This is a genomic window from Photobacterium ganghwense (assembly GCF_017329545.1).
Taxonomy (GTDB): domain Bacteria; phylum Pseudomonadota; class Gammaproteobacteria; order Enterobacterales; family Vibrionaceae; genus Photobacterium; species Photobacterium ganghwense.
In genome coordinates this window covers 1,539,997-1,556,513 of sequence record NZ_CP071326.1, presented here as the reverse complement: position 1 = coordinate 1,556,513, position 16,517 = coordinate 1,539,997, and the positions used below count along the sequence as shown (strand labels likewise).

Genomic DNA, 16,517 nt, shown 5'->3' with positions numbered 1-16,517 from the left:
TGTGCGTGGTTTGATTGTTTCGCTCTTAACTCTAAAAAGTCGTTTTTGAAAGGAAAAATAAAAGTGGGATTGTTTCGTAAAGTAATGGTATGCGTTTTCATATTTCTTATAGCGGGTTGTTCCCACAGGGAATTTTTGGAATCTAAGTCGCTTACGGAATCTGTATGGGAACAGTCATCCTATCAGGAGAAGATAAAGGGATTCTATGTCGATGAGAAAGCGTCAATGTTGCTCATTCTGGGAGAACAGTTTAGCTATGTGATTAATTGTGATGACTTGCTGTGTGACTATGCGAAAGCAAGCAGAGAGATTGATATTAATCTTGAAATTTTTGACTTAAAGCTGGTCGAAGGCGGTCTGGTTAAAGGCAAGCTTTTAATTAAACCGTATTCTACTTACCCAACGCCACATTATTCAGATTTTTATGATAAAGAACTTATCAATAGATATATAGATTTAAATGTACTGGAAACCAACGATAAAGGCGAAATAAAGTATCAGTCAAAAGGCTTCAACTTTGAAGCTAAGCGATATGAGATTGAAGGCGATTTCCCCTTTGACGTGTTGGAAAAACCCATTGTCGTTAATATAAAGAACGTAGTTCCAGATTCAGCAATAGTGAAAGCAGGAAAAATATCAATCACTCCGGTGACTGTGATCATTGATGGGGTGATATTCCCAATAAAACTTCTGTCATTTGCGCCTTATCTTCTGTTTTATAAGCATTCAATTTAAAGGATGCATGTTGCAACGGATATCAATTAAAGAAGTGATGTATGAAGCATTAGGAATGAAGAGTTAGGAAGAAGCATTAGAGATGAAGGCAAAGTCTGGAAGGATAAATACGTAAATACCCGCACATATTTATTCTAAAAACAGGCCCTATTTATAAGGGCCTGTCATCAATCACTTCTTACACTGAGCGTTAACAATGTAACTTGTCTGATCAAACTGTGTCCAAGCCCCGGTTCCAATACCATCAACAACCAAGATTGAAACGACACCAAAATCAATAAATACCCCTAATAGGGTGGTAGCATCGAATGACTTAGAGACGGGAATGGTCACAGAGGTGCAGTTGTCTTCTTCGACACGGATCGTGTAATCGTATTTCTTCTTAAAAGAAGTGATGACGTTTCCATCACCCAAATAGGCCTCATTAACATAAATGCGGGCATCAGGATTTTTACTGCGAATTGAAACTTGCTGGCTTGTGCCATTAAACATTGCTGCGCAACCACTTAGCGTGAATAAAGTGATAAAAGCAATTAGTAATTTTTTCATAGAGTTGTGATTCATAAAGCGTGCAAAGGGCGGCATTATAGAGATGGCCTGCACATATGTCTATTTCCTGAGTTATCTATCATCAAGAGAAGTGACTCTGTTTTTATACCTAAAACGAAAAAAAAAGCGGGATGACGTTTAATGCAATGTCATCCCGCTTTTAACATTTGGTTTTATTGTCAGCTTATAAATCGTTTTTCTGGAAAATTTACTCCTCTCAGACGACTTATCTTACACGCCAACCGTCATATGCAGACCATAAAAGACCCCGCGGCCAATCAGTTCTGAACACAGCACCAAGATAAAGCTGAGCGCGATGATCGCAACTCCCGGACGGCTATTCATCAGGCGGGGAATAAACCACACTGCGAGGGCTCCAATCAGTAAGCCGACCCGCAGGATCTGTAACTGAGCCAGATTCGGGATCAGCTCGGAAGCGCTGACGACGGCACTGTGAATTTCACCCAGACTCAGCATCTGACTGATTATTGCCACCAGACTGACTGCCACGGCAATTGCCCCAAACAGCGGAAGCGCGTTATCCAGCCTTGCTAATTTGTGCTGCGCGCCTGCCAGAATCAGGTGACCAAAAATCAGCCCCGAGATGATGGTGGTCAGCACAAAAGCCAGTGGGGTGTACACTGTGTTCCAGGTAGGCACGGTATCAATCAGGTACACCTTAATCATGGAATACATGAAGGCGATACCAACGGTCATTGCTGCGAGAAGCAGAACTTTACGCAGGCTTTGTGCCCCCTTATCGAGGATTTCCAACAGCCAGTAGCCACCCCCCAGGGCAAAGAACAGGCTGCCGGTGAAAATCTCATTCGACAACCAGGAACTGCCGACCTGATTCAGGGCATTAAAAGCACGCAATGGACTGCCAAGGTGCATGGTGGAGGCCATAAATCCCAGCCCCATTAATACCCAAATAAAGAACATGCCTTTGTGCAGGCGGTCAGTAACCCCGACGCAGAGCTTGTTGCCCAGAATCACCGCCCCCAGCAGCAAAAATGCGCCAACAGCGGTTTGTGCCAGTACCGTGAACAGAATCAACGGCCATTCATGCCAAGCCATGTTATACCTCCTTCGGATTGACCAGGAAGCCGCTTTGATCGCCGGTCGGGCGCGCATGGCGGTTCGGTTTGATGACAATATTCGGTTTGGTTTTCAGTGACGACGGCAATGGTGCCACGTCAGCATTGGAACCATATTTGGCTCGCAGTTCGGCGATAGGGCCAAACTCCAGGGCTCGCAGTGGGCATGAACCGACACAAATCGGCTCCAACCCTTCAGCCACGCGTTCGTAGCAGCCGTCACACTTGGTCATGTGGCCTTTTTCTTCGTTATACTGTGGCGCACCATAAGGGCAGGCCATTGAACAGTATTTACAGCCGATGCAGACATCTTCATCGACGATCACGAAGCCGTCTTCCCGCTTGTGCATGGCACCGGACGGACACACCTTGGTGCAGGCTGGCTCATCACAGTGGTTACAGGCAATTGATAAATAGTACGAGAACACATCCTGGCGGAAAGTGTCTCCCTCTTTGACCCAGTTGCCGCCGTTGTATTCATAAACACGGCGGTAGTTAACGCCGACATTGAGATCTTTGTTGTCTTTGCACGACAGCTGACAGGTTTTGCAGCCGGTACATTTACTTGAATCAATATAAAAACCGTATTGTTTCATGGCTTAAACCTTATGCTTTCTGCACCAGTTGCACTTCCACCAGGTTGGTGTGCTGTGGATTGCCTTTTGCCAGCGGGCTAGGACGCTGAGTTGTCAGAACGTTGATGCAACCACCGTGATCCACTTTCTTACCATCCGGCGCATACCATGCCCCTTCACCCAGGGCGACAACGCCAGGCATCATCCGAGGGGTAACTTTGGCATTGATATGCACTTCGCCGCGATCGTTAAAAATACGGATCAGATCGCCGTTTTTGATCCCGCGGGAGTCGGCATCCATCGGGTTAATCCACATCTCTTGCCGGGCGGCTTCTTTCAGGATATCGACGTTACCGTAGGTTGAGTGACAGCGTGATTTGTAGTGGAAACCGGTCAGCTGCAGCGGGAATTGGCTGCGCGCTGGATCATCCCAGCCTTCAGCGGTTGACGCATAAATCGGCAACGGGTGAATTACATCACCTTCCGGTAACTCCCACTCTTTGGCAATTTCAGCCAGCCGCTCAGAATAGATTTCGATTTTCCCGGACGGTGTGCTCAGTGGGTTATTCAGCGGGTCTTCACGGAACGCTTTATACGCGACGTAATGGCCGTTCGGATCGCGACGTTTGACGATGCCCTGTTTACGGACAGTCTCAAAGTCAGGTAGCGACGGATCTTTTTCGCGTGTCAACTGGTACAGATGACGTAGCCAACCTTCCTGATCACGCCCTTCAGTAAAGGCCTGCTCTACGCCAAGCCGCTTGGCCAGCTCGGTACAAATCTCGTAAATTCCTTTGGATTCAAATTGCGGCTCAATGGCTTTATCGGCATAAATGAAGTAAGGCATATTGGCGGCTTTTCCATCCATACAGAAGTCCGCCTGCTCGGAGGTGGTTAAATCCGGCAGCACAATGTCGGCGTACTTAGCGGACGACGTCATGTGGTTATCGATCACAACAATCATTTCACAGGCTTTGTCGTCCTGAAGGATTTCGTGAGTGCGGTTGATGTCTGAATGCTGGTTAACGAGGCAGTTCCCGGCGTAGTTCCAGATAAACTTGATTGGCACATCGAGTTTGTCTTTACCACGAACCCCATCTCGGGTGGCCGTCATTTCCGGGCCACGAATGATGGCGTCAGTCCACAGGAACATAGAAATGGCCGTTTTGACCGGATTTTCCGGGATCGGGAAGCGGACAAACGGGATGTTGTAGTCCGATTCTCGGGCACCGGTGCCGCCACCATTGATGCCTACGTTACCAGTCAGCAGTGCCAGCATGGCAATCGCGCGGGATGCCAGCTCGCCATTGGCGGTACGCTGCAGTCCCCAGCCCTGGAAAATGGCACATGGCTTAGCCTGACCGATTTCGCGGGCCAGTTTGACAATGATGTCGACCGGAATACCGGTAATCGGCGAGGCCCATTGCGGCGTTTTCTCAATGCCGTCTTCACCTTGACCCAGAATGTACGATTTATAGTCTGAATTGGCAGGGGCGGAAGCTGGCAGGGTTTTCGCATCGTAGCCGACACAGTATGTGTCCAGAAACGGCTGATCGACCATATTTTCGGTGATCAGCACGTGTGCGATGGCTGCAACCAGCGCGGCATCGGTACCGGGACGAATTGGGATCCATTGATCTTCCCGGCCACCAGCCGTGTCGGTGTAACGCGGATCGATCATGATCATTCTGGCGTTGGATCGCGCTTTGCTTTCCATCAGGTGGTGGATAAGCCCGCCACCTGACATGCGGGTTTCAGCCGGATTGTTACCAAACTGCACAATCAGTTTGGTGTTTTCTAAATCAGAAAAACTGTTGTTGTTTGCCCAACCACCGTAGGTGTAGTTCAGACCAGCCGCAATTTGCGCCGTGGAATAATCGCCATAGTGGTTAAGGTACCCACCGGTCAGGTTCATTAGCCGGGCAATCAGGGTGCCGCCCGGCGGCCAGGATTTGGTCACAGTCCCGCCCAGCGTGCCGGTGCCGTAGTTCAGGTAGATGGCTTCGCTGCCGTATTCTTTGCGGATTCGGTTCAGACTGTTCGCGATGTCGTCGTACGCTTCTTCCCAAGTGATCCGCTTGAATTTTCCTTCTCCGCGTTTGCCAACCCGTTTCATCGGGTATTTAAGGCGGTCAGGATTATAGACACGGCGGCGCATTGACCGGCCTCGCAAGCAGGCCCGAATCTGGTGGCTACCGTAGGTATCATCCCCGGTATTGTCGGTTTCGACCCATTTGATTTCGCCGTCCGCAACATGCATACGTAGCGGGCAACGGCTGCCACAGTTAACCGTACAGGCACTCCAAACGACTTTTTCTTCAGATTGAGGAGAGGCAGGCTCAGATGCGGCCAGGGCAGGGTTGGACTTGAATGGCAGGCTCATACTGCCGGCTACGGCGGCCAGGCTCCCCAGCGCTGAACTTGATTTGACGAAGTCCCGCCGGGTGAACTTAGGTGCCAATAGCTGTTTTAGTTTTGATTTCATGACACGACACTCTTTGCAACGCACACACACCACTTTGGTGGTAGTTCCTGTTATCGATTGTCGTTAAGGGAAAACGTTTAACCTTGTTGTTTGTCAATAAACCATACAGAAAGTACGTATACCGGGCAGGTATCAATAAGTAATGTGAAACCGATCACTGATAGAAGAAAAATAGTGCCTCTACATCAATGTGTTATAAGTGATAACCGTTCGTGTTTGCTTCCTTGTTTAAGAAGGTTATCGGGAAAAGGAAAGTCGTCGCGTGAAAAGGCTAACTTTGTTCTAAAACAAGTTACTGTCGGGTCTCTTAGGCTAAGTTATTAGCTGATAACTTGCTTGATTACACTGCCTGATAAGGCCGGGTGACAATCACAGCGACACAAACCTGGGGATGGAGAGCCTGTATTTATGGAGCATATTGCCACCATTGCAAAACTGCTTGGCAGCCTGTTTTATTATCCGGTTACACACAAAAATAATCAGTTGATGTGCCATACGTTACGGCAGAGTGAAGGATGGCAGGAGAGTCCTTTTGCCCCCGTCTTGGTGGCTATTGAACAGGAATCGGCAGCGCAACTGGCCGACGATTTTCAGCAGCTGTTTGAAGGCTGTGACGTGATGCCAGCACCGCCATGGGGCTCTGTGTATCTGGACCGAGAGCAGGTAATTTTCGGGGAATCGACCATCCGATTCCGCCACTTTTTAAAAGATAACCAACTGGCGTTGGATACGGGTATGCGAGAGCCGGAAGACCAGTTCGGACTCATGCTGATGGCACTGGCAAAGCTGGCTGATGAGCAGGATGGCCTGTCGGTGGATAGGTTGCTGCAAACCCACCTGTTACCTTGGGCTTACCGGTATCTGACGCTGGTGCAGGAACATGCCCGGACTCAGACTTATTGCTTGTTAGCGGATATTGCCCGGCAGTGGTTACAGCTGGTTCAGGAAGAACGGGGTATTACTGCGGAGAACCTGAAGGTGTATTTCTGATGAGCAATCATCCTGATCCCGGCAGGGACGAGCGGTATTACAAGGCGTGTCTTGAGCATTACACCGTCAGCCGGCGTGGTTTGTTTCGGGGGCTGATCGCCGGTGCGCGCAAAGCATCAAAGCATATTGAGGTGCCGCTGGTGATCAGGACGGTACCTCGCCCTCCCGGGGCGGTCGATGAAGTGTTGTTCCTTGAGTTTTGTGAGTCTTGTGACCTGTGCAAACAAGCGTGCCCTAATGGCGTGATTGAGAAGGAGAAGGAATTTCCTCAGCTTAACCTGGAATATAATGACTGTAGTCAGTGTGGTGCCTGCCAACGAGTGTGTCCGACCCCCGCGTTATCTTCTGCCTGTCGGGATATCGGAGTAAGACCGTACTTTTCTGATGGGTGCGCAAATCGCATGTCTGGTGCATGCCATGCCTGTGCTGAGCAGTGTCCGCAGCAGGCGATTAGCATATCTTATGGCCAGATCCCTCGGGTTGATGACTCGCTTTGTGATGGTTGCGGGCAATGCCGTACTGCGTGTTATCAGGGGGCTATTCAGTTGCGTTTCAAAGCGTACTAAATTTAAAGCGTAATAAATTTAATGATTAAAAAGAGAGTATTTTAAACGCCAATGCTTTACTCACTTAACTAAATGCTCTCTGTTATAACTCTGCGATATCTTTGCTTTATGGTTCTATTGGGATAATCCATTGGATTTAATTTTTCTCTGTTATTCAAACATTGAGTGCTTAAAAAAACATCCCTCTGTTCGGGGTGAGCAGAGGGATGTGTGAGCCGCTTAGATATTAATCTTTGAGTCGGTAGATGACCGTGATGAAATTTTTAGCCATTACTGACTTTGGCCAGTGTGCTGGTCTGGGCTTTCTCCTGGTGCCAGTGGCGGAAATCGCTGCCGGTAGGGGCTTGCGCCACACGTAAATCAAACTCCGACATAACCGCATATAAATGGTCAAAAATATCGGCCTGAATGCGTTCGTATTCTACCCAGGCCGTAGTGTTAGTGAAGCAGTAAATCTCCATGGAGATACCGTCATGGCTAGGAGCAAGCTGGCGAACCATTAACGTCATGTCTTTGCGAATTTCAGGGTGAGCGCGCAGGTAACGTTCCAGATAAGCTCGGAAACTGCCGAGGTTCGTCAGACGGCGGCCATTGATACAACAGCTCTCGTCCACATGGTGTTGAGCATTGTAGTCAGTGATCTCTTTCACCTTGTGTTTGATATAAGGTTCCAGTAACTGTGCCCGGTTTAAATGGTTTATTTCCTCTTTGCTCAGGAAATGCACGCTGGTGGCATCAATCAGTACATGGCGTTTAATGCGTCGTCCGCCGGACTCGGTCATGCCCTTCCAGTTTTTGAAGGAATCTGAAATCAGCGCATAAGAAGGGATGGTGGTGATGGTTTTATCCCAGTTCTGGACTTTCACTGTCGTCAGGCTGATATCAATCACGTCACCGTCAGCACCGTATTTCGGCATTTCCAGCCAGTCCCCAACACTCAGCATTTTATTGGCTGATAGCTGAATACCGGCAACCAGCCCCAGAATAGGATCTTTGAACACCAGCATGATGACAGCGGTCATTGCACCTAAACCACTGAGCAGAATCACCGGTGATTTCCCGATTAAAATCGAGGTGAACATTAGGGCCGCAATAACGAATAGGACAATCTTGATGCTCTGAATAATGCCTCGCAACGGCAGATTGCGGCCTACCTGAGTACGCCCAAGCAGGGTTTCCAGCACACTGAGCAAAGAATACAACGTCAGCAAGGTGTACATGACCACCCAGAGGTTAACTAACGTCAGGAGAACTTCCCGTACGGCGCTGTCTTGGGACAACCACAGGTTGGCCTGAATCCCAATCACGATCCCCTGAATCAGCAAAGCAATACGACTGAACAGGTTGCCGCTAAATAACGCGTGGTGCCAGATGGCCTGTGATTTGTCAGCGCGTCGCTTAAGCCATGACACTACACCACGGTGCAGAACAAGGTGAATGATCACCGCGATAAGTACAATCAACCCCAACGCTTCGGCAAGTTGGGTAAGCTGCGACATTTGAATATTATATTGACTGAACCAGTCTTCGATTGACTGCAACATAATTGTCTCCAGATTATAAGAGTAATCGTTTAGGTTTGATTTTATGTTAGGGAAAAGACTACTACGCGTATATATCAGACACAACCCCTGACATTATTTATAGAGAGCATGGAATGTAATAAGTGAAATTAAATAATGTTCAAAGTTGAGATATTTACCCAATAAATCATATAGCAATGTTTATATATGAATTGAGGCGGTTCTTGCTTGTTTTTAACAATCTTGAAATACTCCGTGTCACCCCAGTGATTTGTCAGTAGACACGTTAAAAATCCGGGTATATGCCAGCGGAAAAATGCAAGCTGATAGACTGCGGGAACAGGGGACGCCGGCCTGTATCCATCCGGATGGCTCTTCTGTCAGGTGAGTGTCAATTTTTCATCGCAAGTTACATTTAACCTCTTTGACATTAATCAAAACTACTATATCGTGCGAAAAATCTGACACATGTATTTGTAATGTAATTACCGCAGTGAAAGATAAACATAATATTAACAACTATCCGGTTTATTCGGGAGAGATAGGATGACTGTCGAGTCAAAAAATATTCCGCTTGCTGACAATATTAATCAGGTTAATGACTGGTTGATTGGGCATTCTGGTTTTTTTATTCAATATGGTGTGAATATTGTTTCTGCCATCATCATTTTGTTTTTGGGCAACATGGTAACGAAAGTAATTTCGAATAACGTTGCTAAAATTTTGCAAAAAAACAAAATTGATGATGCCGTCAGCGCCTTTATTTGCAGCATTATTCGTTACGCTTTGTTTAGCATGGTGCTGGTCGCGGTACTAAGCCGAGTCGGTATTCAGACTGCCTCCATTATTGCTGTTATTTCGGCCGCAGGCCTGGCGGTTGGTCTGGCACTGAAAGGATCGCTGTCTAATTTTGCTTCCGGTGTACTTATTGTTGTTTTCCGTCCTTTTAAATCCGGAGATTTCATTGAAGCGGGTGGTGTTGCTGGCTCGGTTCAATCGATTCAGCTGTTTCAGACAGTACTGAAAACATCGGACAACAAAATGGTAGTGGTGCCAAACACTTCTATCATGCGCGGGCCGATTACCAATGTGTCTAAATACGACACCCGCCGCATCAACTTCGTGTTCCGTGTATCGTACAAAGCGGATCTGCAGAAGGTGAAACAGATTCTGAAAGAAACAGTGGAAAGCGATCCTCGTGTTTTGAAAGATCCTGAGGTGGTGATCGGGGTAACAGAGTTGGCAAATTCGTCAGTGAACCTGGTGGTACGTCCTTGGGTACAGCGCTCTGATTATTGGCCGGTTACCTGGGATTTGAATATGGCGGTTAAGGAAGCACTGGAAGCGAACGGTATCGAGATTCCATATCCACAAATGGATGTTCACTTAAACACTGAGCCTCAACCCCTGACTAAAAACGCCTAATACTGACGTCAGGCTTTAAAAGTTTAAGGTTTACGATCATCGGGCGGCAACGGCAGTTGTCGCCTTTTTTATATCTGCCTTTTTTCAAAATATTAAAAAGCCAGTGTTTTATTTAATCTTTGTTTTATGTCACCGTTGGCACTTTCAAAAGAAACATTCATGTGCGTACCTGAGAGAGAATCACGGCATTAAACGCATAACTCTGGCCGCAGTATTGGCTGAGTCATCTACCCTGAATAACCCTCTCGCTTACCTGAATGACACCACATTTCGATTGAGCATTTCGGGCGCCGGACTGTAGAGCCGGGGCGCAGTATGTTGCGGCAGGTGGATCAGGTTCAGGTGGTTCCTGCGTGCCCATTGTACGGTCAGCGCCGTAGGGGCTGAGAGGGTGACCAGCGTCCCGATACGGGCGCGAACGGCCTTGTGGATCAGCTCCAGGCTGCACCGGCTGGTCATCACAGCAAACCCTTCACGGGGATTAATCCGCTCCGTTGCCATGGCGCCAATGAGTTTATCCAGTGCATTGTGACGGCCGATATCTTCCCGGCACAGCACAATATCACCGCTCCGATCGGCATACAGGGCCGCATGCAAAGCGCCACTTTTACGCGCAACAATTTGGGCTTCGCTGATACGATCCCGCAAACCGGCAAACAACGTTGCATCCGGCGGAGTGACCGGCTGCAAGGGTTCAAGATCCGGCAGGGCTTGCTCCAACGCTTCTACGCCGCAAATACCACACCCGCTGGTACCGGCTAACTGACGACGGTGGCTCTTAAGTGCCCAGAAGGCTCGATTGGAAATCTCAACGGCGGCGTGGTGTGACTCGCAGGCGGCCGATAACTGAATATCGTAAATCTCACTGAAAGAATTAACGATACCGGTGCTTAAACTGAAGCCTTTGACAAAATCTTCGATATTTCCCGGCGTCACCATCATGACGGCCTGATTGATACCGTTGTAGCTGATAGACAGTGCTGATTCACTCGCCAGCGCAAAATGGCCAACGCTGCTTTCATCCCCCAGCGTTTGATAGCTGAACGTATCTGGCGAGGGCGGGGCAGAATTGACGTCCGGAATATCGATGAGGTTTATCGCAGAATCAGTCATGATGATGTTTTCCTTAAGTCCTGGTCGTAACGGGAAACGCCTGAGTGTTACAGCGTGCTGTCAGCGGCAAAAATGGCCTGTGCTTCTGCAAAGCATTTTTCGGCCAACGCTGAGCGAGGCTCAGAACGCCGCATCAGCAAGCCGATGGGCGATTGCACAATGGCACCGTCAATGGGCACGATTCGCAGGTAATCATTCAGATCCTCCAGCCCGCTGTTCAGCGGCATAATGGCGCAGCACATACCCGCGCTAACGGCTTGAATAAGCTGGAATGTAGAATCACCCTCGACAACGATATTGGGGGTTAGCCCTTTACTGCTGAACCGGATATCAATGGAATGGCGGTAATGCATCCCTTTGGTCAGCAAGCCGAGAGGGATTTGGTCAAGACCGTCCCAGGTGAGCTCGGACTCAGGAAACGCAAAATGTCGGACGTCATGCAGCAACCCCATGCTGGTGGCTGAGAGTTTGATGACGTCAAAGTGCGTGGTATCGACCTGATCCAGATAGCAAAGCCCTAAGTCCAGCTGGTTGCGATTCAGTCCATCTATCACTTGTTCTGAAGTCATCGATAACAGTTGAAAACGCAACTCGGGATAGCGTTGGGACAGCGGTTTCAGGAGTTGCATCGGATTCTGGCTTGCCAGCGGAACCATACCCAGGCGAAGGCTACCGACCAACTGACCGCGGCAGTTAGCCGCTTCTGCCTGAAGGCCGTCATGTGCTGTCAGTACGGTACGAGCCCAGGCCAGGATTCTTTCACCGGCCTCGGTAAAACCTTCAAAACGCTGACCGCGTTCGACCAGAACCAGGTTGAGCTCATCTTCCAGATTTCTGATGCGCATCGACAGGGTCGGCTGCGTAATATGGCACAATGCGGCGGCTTGCCCGAAGTGTCGGGTCTTATCGAGCGCGATGAGATACTTAAGCTGTTTAATATCCATGAAACTTCCTATTTTCAGCGTCTTGTTGTGCTTAGGCTCAGGCGCTTTATTTCTTCAATCTTGTGAGAGCTGACTTAAATCACTTCGGATCTTTATTCGTTTTATTATTTCTGTACATGTACATATGACACCTGTGTTCAGGTTCAGGTTCAGGTTCAGCTGAGTACATAGTCCACCGGTTGAAGCGAAGGTGGCAGCTCTGTGGCACCCAGGGCATCAAGAATATCGCGTTCTATCGTGCGCACCATGGCATCCAGCGGCAGATCGTTTTCTTCACGGCCGAACGGATCTTCAAGCTCATCCCCGATAGCGTCCAGACCAAAAAAGGTATAGCTGACGATGGTGGTAAAAATCGGGGCTATCCAGCCAAGTGGCTCTGCCATGGCAAACGGCAGCAAGATACAAAAGATATAGTTGGTGCGATGAAACAACAGCGTATACGGAAACGGCAACGGGGTTGTTTTTATTCGCTCACAGCTTGCCTGGGCTTCCGATAACTTCTGCAGTCGCTCTTCAAGCGTGACATAGCGCCAGTCACTGATAATCTGATCCGTGGCCAGTTTTGAACAGCGCTCGCTGATCACCCGTAAAATGCCGTCACACAGGTTGTGGCCGTATCGTTGCCGGGGTTGCGACAGCCAGTTTCGTGCTGCTTCAAATTCATCATCACCGCGAAGCTTGGCGCTGAGTGCATGGGTGTAACCGCACAGCTCTTTGAGTAATGTTTCACGTAATGCCTTGTCTGGAATCACGGCGCTGGCCCGCGAAAAGGAGCGAACTTCGGTGATCACATGACCCCACGCCTGACGTCCTTCCCACCAGCGCCCGTAGCAGGCATTGTTGCGAAAACTCATAAAAATAGAGAGTGAGATACCCAATAAGGTGAACGGTGTTGCGTTCACATGGGTAAAAAATGCCGGTAGCAAGCCTTCAACCAGCACAATCAATGCGGCTAATACCGTTACCATAAAACTGCGCAGGGCAATACGTTTCGCAATCGAGCCTTTCAGAGAGAACAGGATATTGAATAAGTTGGGTTTGGAATGAACAATCATATCTGTTTCGTTCTCGGCTGTACTCTTGCTTCAGGCAGTTATTTATTCTTTTAGGTCGTGTCTAAATAAAAAGTGTTCTGGATAAATTCTGTTTATCACTGTGCACAGAGAAAGAAAGTACCAAGTAGGATTATCGAGTATGCTTTTTTGCAGCTTTGCAGCTTTGCAGCTTTGCAGCTTTGCAGCTGGTCGATGTTTTCTTGACCGCGCTGAAATACTTTCTTACACGTCGTTTGTAGAGTCGGTGAAAAACTCGTTGTGTTTTTGATCTAAATCAAGAATAGGGATGGCTATACCCTCGGTCAAATCAGTTATTTTTATGGTGTGATAGATATCATCTATTGATGTTTAAGTCCGTTGATTTACAGGTCTGGCAGGCTGTTTTGCGGGATTTCTCCGCGGCCATCAGTCGCTTGTTCTAGTAAGACATCAATAATTTTAGATAAGTGATAAGCGATATCGATGATGAAAAGGGGAAACGCGCCTGACGCTATTTTGAGTCCTGTTCAAAGCGGGAGCGAAGATGGAGTAAGTCGTTAGCCCGCCCAAGGGGCTGTCTTATATATCTGATTGAAAATAATAAGGTTATTAATCGGTGTGGGTATGGATTTTAAAGGGACTAAAACGTCGTGATAGATGATATCTATGATGGGGTAAATGTTTTCAATTGGACGGTTATTCACAAACTCAATAATCTTTGATGCAGATCAATGTAATTGCATGTCTGCATTTTTGTCGCAATTGCTTGTACCGAACTATCAATGAGCGATTCACAGCTCGTTTGAGAAAAACCCGTTTTCTGATAACCCGTTTTTATTCAAACGCCCGGTGTCTGTACCAGGTTCAGAATACTTGCTGTCTCGTTCATTGTTCTTCCCCACTGAGGAGCAACTTCATGAGTCAAAAAGAACATATCAGGGATTATAACGCACCGGCTGGTGGCTGGGGAGCCCTGAAAAGTGTCACGAAAAGCTGGCTGGGCAGTGAGAACGCATTCCGTAACCTCAGAACCATGTTAAAAACGAACCAGAATGGCGGGTTTGATTGTCCGGGCTGTGCCTGGGGTGAATCGCCTGAAAATGGCATGGTTAACTTCTGTGAAAACGGTGCCAAGGCGGTGAACTGGGAGGCCACCGGCCGTCTGGTGGACCCGGACTTTTTTGCGAAATACAGTGTGTCCGAGCTTGCCAACCAGACCGACTACTGGCTGGAATATCAAGGACGGCTTACTCACCCAATGCGCTACAACGCAGAAACTGATCGCTATGTAGAAACGTCATGGGAAGAGGCTTATGCACTGATCGCTCAGCACTTGAATAATCTTGACTCTCCGGATCAAGCCGAGTTCTATACATCGGGTCGAGCCAGCAATGAAGCCGCCTTTATTTATCAGCTATTCGTCCGTGCGTTCGGCACCAATAACTTCCCTGATTGTTCAAATATGTGCCACGAAGCCAGTGGCCTTGGCATGTCGGAGACTATTGGGGTAGGTAAAGGCACGGTGGTGTTTAAAGACCTCGAAGAGGCCGATGCCATTTTCGTGATTGGTCAGAACCCGGGTACTAACCATCCGCGAATGCTGGATCCGCTGCGTGAAGCGGTAAAACGCGGTGCTCAGGTGATCTGTCTGAACCCGCTGAAAGAGCGTGGCCTGGAGCGATTCCAGCACCCACAACATCCGATTGAAATGCTGCGCAATGGCTCAGAGCCAACCAATACGGCGTATTTCCGTCCGGCGCTTGGCGGCGACATGGCTGTTTTCCGTGGTATGGCGAAATTCCTGCTTAACTGGGATCGGGAAGCGCGGGAAAACGGGGAACCTGCGGTTTTTGATCACGCCTTTATTAACAAGCACACCACAGGGCTGGATGCATACCTGAACGCTGTGGATGCAACCAGTTGGGGCCACATTGTTGAGCAATCAGGCTTAACGATCGAAGAGATTGAGGTGCTGGCTCGGATGTACCGCCGGGCGGACAAAGTGGTGATGTGCTGGGCGATGGGACTGACTCAGCACCGTCACTCTGTACCGACTATTCAGGAAGTGGTGAATTTGCAACTGCTGCGCGGTAACGTCGGTAAACCGGGCGCGGGTTTGTCGCCGGTTCGAGGCCACAGTAATGTGCAGGGTGACCGTACCATGGGCATTAATGAGCATCCGCCAAAAGCGTTGCTGGATGCGTTGGAAAAACGTTTCAAATTCAGCGTGCCACGTGAGCATGGCCACAATTCGGTTCAGGCGATTCAGGCTATGGAAGAGCAACGATCCAAGGTCTTTATCGGACTGGGCGGAAACTTTGCACAGGCCACGCCGGATACGACAAGAACGCACCGTGCGCTGCGCAGCTGTGAACTGACGGTCCATATTGCAACCAAGCTGAACCGCTCTCACCTGGTGACCGGGCGCGATGCGCTGATTTTACCTTGTCTGGGACGGACTGAAATCGACATGCAGGCGGAAGGGCCGCAGGGCGTAACAGTCGAAGATACCTTCAGCATGGTTCATATCTCTTTTGGTCAGCTAAAACCGCGTTCGCCGATGCTGCGTTCTGAAACGGCAATTTTAGCCGGTATCGCCAAGGCGACGTTGGGTAACCATCCGATTGACTGGGATTGGGCCATTGCCGATTACAGCCGTATCCGTGATTTGATCGCGGAGACTATCCCCGGTTTTGATAACTTTAATGAAAAATTAAAGCATCCGGGCGGTTTTCACTTGGGTAACGCGGCGGCTAACCGGATCTGGAACACGCCGAGCGGTAAGGCGCAGTTCAGTGCAGCGGCACTGCCAACACAGCTGGTCAACGAAGGTGTACTGGAAAAAGGCGACAAGCCGGATCTGATCTTGCAAACCATGCGTTCGCATGATCAGTACAACACCACACTGTACGGGTTGGATGACCGATACCGTGGCGTGTTTGGTCTGCGTGAGGTGGTGTTTGTCAATGAAGAGGATATTCGCCGCTTAGGTTTTGAGCCGGGCGAAAAAGTAGATTTGGTTTCGCTGTGGGACGACGGGCGTGAGCGTCGAGTGTCTGATTTTGTGCTGGTGGCTTACGATATCCCGGCAGGGCAGGCGGCGGCCTACTATCCGGAAACGAATCCACTGGTACCACTGGAAAGTTACGGGGATCGTACCTTTACACCTACTTCGAAGTTTATCGCAATCAAGATTGAGAAAGCGAAACCCAGCCAAACCATCTTAACCACGGCTACTTTTGAAACGGCTACCCCGACAAAAGCAGAACCCGGCACAGCAGCGTAAACCCGTTTCTTACTGGAGCCGGTTCGCTTACAGCGTGCTTTAGCGTAACAAATGCGCTGGTAAAGCACTTTGTGATAAAGCCTCCGTTATCGACTCAGATAACGGAGGCTTTTTGTTTATTAACGTTTACGTTTTAGCTTGGAATCAAACCGTCCGGACTGAGGTTACCGCGCGCTGTTAACTGCGCATGTTGGA

Annotated in this window: 13 protein-coding genes; 5 read left to right on the top strand and 8 right to left on the bottom strand. The window is 48.9% G+C overall.

The genetic code is table 11. From position 1 onward, the window contains the following. Positions 1-63: 63 nt before the first annotated feature. Entirely contained in the window at positions 64-735 is a 672-nt protein-coding gene (locus FH974_RS23185; protein WP_146149704.1) for a hypothetical protein, read from the top strand. A 171-nt stretch (positions 736-906) separates the two neighbouring features. On the opposite strand, the gene FH974_RS23180 is transcribed toward FH974_RS23185, so the two are convergent. The 4 genes from FH974_RS23180 to FH974_RS23165 all read right to left on the bottom strand — a co-directional run bounded on the left by FH974_RS23180 (position 907) and on the right by FH974_RS23165 (position 5,441). Continuing rightward, complete coding sequence (locus FH974_RS23180) at positions 907-1,284, bottom strand: PEGA domain-containing protein (RefSeq protein WP_047886391.1); 378 nt, start codon at positions 1,282-1,284, stop codon at positions 907-909. 231 nt (positions 1,285-1,515) lie between these two features. After that, complete coding sequence (locus FH974_RS23175) at positions 1,516-2,361, bottom strand: DmsC/YnfH family molybdoenzyme membrane anchor subunit (RefSeq protein WP_047886159.1); 846 nt, start codon at positions 2,359-2,361, stop codon at positions 1,516-1,518. A 1-nt stretch (position 2,362) separates the two neighbouring features. Then, positions 2,363-2,977: a DMSO/selenate family reductase complex B subunit gene (locus FH974_RS23170; protein ID WP_047886158.1), complete on the bottom strand. Its 615-nt coding sequence runs from the start codon at positions 2,975-2,977 to the stop codon at positions 2,363-2,365. A 10-nt stretch (positions 2,978-2,987) separates the two neighbouring features. Further along, on the bottom strand, positions 2,988-5,441 hold the full coding sequence (locus FH974_RS23165) for a DmsA/YnfE/YnfF family dimethyl sulfoxide reductase (RefSeq protein WP_047886157.1): 2,454 nt from the start codon (positions 5,439-5,441) through the stop codon (positions 2,988-2,990). Between the two features lie 408 nt (positions 5,442-5,849). On the opposite strand from FH974_RS23165, the gene dmsD reads away from it, so the two are divergent. Together dmsD and FH974_RS23155 are read left to right on the top strand one after the other, a co-directional pair. Continuing rightward, positions 5,850-6,431 (top strand): Tat proofreading chaperone DmsD, encoded by a 582-nt coding sequence (gene dmsD, locus FH974_RS23160; protein ID WP_047886156.1) that lies wholly within the window; start codon positions 5,850-5,852, stop codon positions 6,429-6,431. After that, positions 6,431-6,997, top strand: coding sequence for a 4Fe-4S binding protein (locus tag FH974_RS23155; RefSeq protein ID WP_047886155.1), 567 nt, complete (start codon positions 6,431-6,433; stop codon positions 6,995-6,997). The genes dmsD and FH974_RS23155 overlap by 1 nt, the downstream gene beginning before the upstream one ends. Before the next feature lie 263 nt (positions 6,998-7,260). On the opposite strand, the gene FH974_RS23150 is transcribed toward FH974_RS23155, so the two are convergent. Further along, positions 7,261-8,541, bottom strand: coding sequence for a mechanosensitive ion channel family protein (locus FH974_RS23150; RefSeq protein ID WP_047886154.1), 1,281 nt, complete (start codon positions 8,539-8,541; stop codon positions 7,261-7,263). Between the two features lie 525 nt (positions 8,542-9,066). Between FH974_RS23150 and FH974_RS23145 the strand changes: the two genes are divergently transcribed. Next, positions 9,067-9,945 (top strand): mechanosensitive ion channel domain-containing protein, encoded by an 879-nt coding sequence (locus tag FH974_RS23145; protein WP_047886153.1) that lies wholly within the window; start codon positions 9,067-9,069, stop codon positions 9,943-9,945. 249 nt (positions 9,946-10,194) lie between these two features. Here the strand turns inward: FH974_RS23145 and fdhD are convergent, their stop codons facing one another. The 3 genes from fdhD to FH974_RS23130 form a co-directional block, all read right to left on the bottom strand. Continuing rightward, complete coding sequence (gene fdhD / locus FH974_RS23140) at positions 10,195-11,058, bottom strand: formate dehydrogenase accessory sulfurtransferase FdhD (RefSeq protein WP_047886152.1); 864 nt, start codon at positions 11,056-11,058, stop codon at positions 10,195-10,197. Positions 11,059-11,105: 47 nt separating this feature from the next. Then, entirely contained in the window at positions 11,106-12,002 is an 897-nt protein-coding gene (locus FH974_RS23135; protein WP_047886151.1) for a LysR family transcriptional regulator, read from the bottom strand. Between the two features lie 155 nt (positions 12,003-12,157). Next, positions 12,158-13,057: a bestrophin family protein gene (locus FH974_RS23130; RefSeq protein ID WP_047886150.1), complete on the bottom strand. Its 900-nt coding sequence runs from the start codon at positions 13,055-13,057 to the stop codon at positions 12,158-12,160. Between the two features lie 895 nt (positions 13,058-13,952). Between FH974_RS23130 and FH974_RS23125 the strand changes: the two genes are divergently transcribed. After that, entirely contained in the window at positions 13,953-16,322 is a 2,370-nt protein-coding gene (locus FH974_RS23125) for an FdhF/YdeP family oxidoreductase (protein WP_207103800.1), read from the top strand. Positions 16,323-16,517: the final 195 nt, after the last annotated feature.

Excerpts from the sequence above, each read along its gene's own strand:
- FH974_RS23165 (WP_047886157.1), bottom strand. The coding sequence starts at position 5,441 with ATGAAATCAAAACTAAAACAGCTATTGGCACCTAAGTTCACCCGGCGG.
- dmsD (WP_047886156.1), top strand. The coding sequence starts at position 5,850 with ATGGAGCATATTGCCACCATTGCAAAACTGCTTGGCAGCCTGTTTTAT.
- FH974_RS23180 (WP_047886391.1), bottom strand. The coding sequence starts at position 1,284 with ATGAAAAAATTACTAATTGCTTTTATCACTTTATTCACGCTAAGTGGT.
- FH974_RS23135 (WP_047886151.1), bottom strand. The coding sequence starts at position 12,002 with ATGGATATTAAACAGCTTAAGTATCTCATCGCGCTCGATAAGACCCGA.
- FH974_RS23150 (WP_047886154.1), bottom strand. The coding sequence starts at position 8,541 with ATGTTGCAGTCAATCGAAGACTGGTTCAGTCAATATAATATTCAAATG.
- FH974_RS23130 (WP_047886150.1), bottom strand. The coding sequence starts at position 13,057 with ATGATTGTTCATTCCAAACCCAACTTATTCAATATCCTGTTCTCTCTG.
- FH974_RS23125 (WP_207103800.1), top strand. The coding sequence starts at position 13,953 with ATGAGTCAAAAAGAACATATCAGGGATTATAACGCACCGGCTGGTGGC.
- FH974_RS23155 (WP_047886155.1), top strand. The coding sequence starts at position 6,431 with ATGAGCAATCATCCTGATCCCGGCAGGGACGAGCGGTATTACAAGGCG.
- fdhD (WP_047886152.1), bottom strand. The coding sequence starts at position 11,058 with ATGACTGATTCTGCGATAAACCTCATCGATATTCCGGACGTCAATTCT.
- FH974_RS23145 (WP_047886153.1), top strand. The coding sequence starts at position 9,067 with ATGACTGTCGAGTCAAAAAATATTCCGCTTGCTGACAATATTAATCAG.
- FH974_RS23175 (WP_047886159.1), bottom strand. The coding sequence starts at position 2,361 with ATGGCTTGGCATGAATGGCCGTTGATTCTGTTCACGGTACTGGCACAA.
- FH974_RS23170 (WP_047886158.1), bottom strand. The coding sequence starts at position 2,977 with ATGAAACAATACGGTTTTTATATTGATTCAAGTAAATGTACCGGCTGC.